General features: G+C 36.8%; 2 protein-coding genes. Both read left to right on the top strand.

Annotated elements, in window-relative coordinates:
• Positions 1–582: glycosyltransferase family 2 protein (locus ACOVO2_RS23810; protein WP_421772372.1), on the top strand; the 582-nt coding region annotated here is incomplete at its 5' end.
• 41 nt (positions 583–623) lie between these two features.
• Positions 624–1,838, top strand: a complete 1,215-nt coding sequence (locus tag ACOVO2_RS23805) for a dipeptidase (RefSeq protein WP_421772371.1) — start codon at positions 624–626, stop codon at positions 1,836–1,838.
• Positions 1,839–2,323 lie beyond the last annotated feature (485 nt).

Here is a 2,323-nt window from a genome sequence, read left to right as displayed (position 1 = left end):
GGTTCGGGGGCTTGTGCGATGCTCGTACAAAAACCTAATATGTGCAATGGTGCCAATCTTACTTACTTGAAATCAGTTTTTCATGAAGTAAAAGGATTTACGGGAAACGAAGATTTGGCATCGGGCGATGATGAATTTTTGATGCACAAAATTGCTGCGAAGTATCCCGATAAAGTACGTTTTCTGAAAAGCCAAGATACAATCGTCGAAACCGAAGCTCACACCAGTTGGCGGTCGTTCTATAATCAACGAAAACGCTGGGCCAGCAAATGGCGACATTATAATAACTGGCAAACTACGGCTTTAGCAGTTTTTGTTTTCTTGGCGAATCTGCTCGTACCTCTAACTTTTGTCAGTTGGTTTGCTGATTTTATTTCTACCGAAACGTTTCTGATGAGTCTTTTCTTAAAATTTTCGGCAGAATTTATTTTTTTGAGCCTCATGGTCAGTTTTTTACGTAAAAAAAACTTAATTTGGTTGATTCCTTTCGTGCAGCTTGTTTATCCGTTGTATGTAGTCTTTTTTGGACTTGTAGCTCAAAAACAAGGCGAATATGTATGGAAAGGTCGAAAACTTAAATAAGCAACAATTGGCAATATACCTTCATCTAAACCTCAAAAACAATGAAACATCTTTACACCCTACTTTTTTGCCTACCATTTTTGTGCATTGCCCAAGATAAAGCCGAAAAACGTCTATTAAAGAAAGCTGATAAGATTCACGCCAGTGCCTATACGGTCGATACGCACGCCGATGTACCTATCAATATGATGGAAATAGAAGGCTTTGATGTGGGAGCAAAACACAACTACGCCGAAGATGGTACACAGATAGATTTTCCGAGAATGAAAGAAGGTGGCATGGACGCCATGTTTTTTGCAGTATATCTGGGGCAAGGAAAACGAACCCCCGAAGCCAATGCCGAAGCCAAAGAAAAAGCCTTAAAGATTTTTGCTAAAATTCACGAAGCCGTAAAAAACAATGCCGATAAAGTAAGTTTGGTTACGACCGCCAAAGAAGGTTATGCTGCTCATAAGCAAGGAAAACTGGGCGTATTTATAGGAATGGAAAACGGATGGCCAGTTGGCACCGATTTATCTAATCTGAAATTGTATTATGATTTAGGTTTACGCTACATTACGCTTGCCCATTCATTCAATAATGATTTGAGCGATTCGTCAGGCGACCCACAAGGTGCAGAACACGGTGGGATTAGTAAACTCGGAGAAGCATGTATTGCCGAAATGAATCGTCTGGGAATTGTGGTTGATGTATCGCACCTGTCAGACTCGGCTTTTTACGATGTCATGCGTTTGAGCGAAGTGCCTGTTTTTGCTTCACATTCTTCGTGCCGTGCTTTGTGCGATGTAAAAAGAAACATGACCGACGATATGATAAAACTACTGGCATCGAAAGGCGGAGTTATTCAGATAAACTTCGTGGCTGATTTCTTGAAAAAACCTTCGGCTGAAGTAGCAGTTTCGATAAGAACAATCAGAATGCAAGTGCAGAAAGCCGATGCCACACCCGAAGATAAGAAAAAACTCAATGCCGAACTCCGCCAGATTAAGTATAAGTACCCAAGCGATGTGCCAACGGTGAAAGACGTCGTAAACCACATCGACCATGTAGTAAAACTCGTAGGAATCGACCACGTAGGAATAGGCATGGACATGGATGGTGGTAGCGATGTAATAGGTGTTGAGGATGTAAGTAAGATAAAAAATGTAACCGTTGAGCTACTCCGACGTGGCTATTCTGCCAAAGACATCAAAAAGATTTGGGGCGGCAATACCATGCGAGTTTTGGCCGAAGCCGAAAAATTCTCTAAAAAATAATTACTCCTCTAATATTTTCTTTTTCTACAGACATTCGAAAAAAAGTCAATTTTTTATCTTTTTTATACAAAAACTTGTCTATACATCAAATATACCCTAAAAATTTTATATCTTTGTGTACATATAAATATTCCTATATAAATTATAATTAAATTTTTTTTTGAAGAAAAATAATTTTAAAAATAGAAATATTTTGTAGTTTTCTATAAAATATTTAATATTGCATCATATTGATACAATATATATTTTTTGGCTTTTCGAGGATACCTATTAAATCGAGAAATCAACTACATCTTCATCGAACAAATTATAATATATATAAGAATAATTTATATAAATCCAACACAAATATCATAATCGTTGTCAACACATCAGTTGTGTTTTCGATTATAAAAAAAACCTAACCAGTACAATATAAAAAAGACCTTAATCAATTTTTTTCTAATTTTTTAACTTAATCAAAACTATGAAACAAAACTACTTTG

It is taken from the genome of Emticicia sp. (assembly GCF_049241225.1).
Classification (GTDB): domain Bacteria; phylum Bacteroidota; class Bacteroidia; order Cytophagales; family Spirosomataceae; genus Emticicia.
This window is presented reverse-complemented; position numbering and strand designations above follow the sequence as displayed.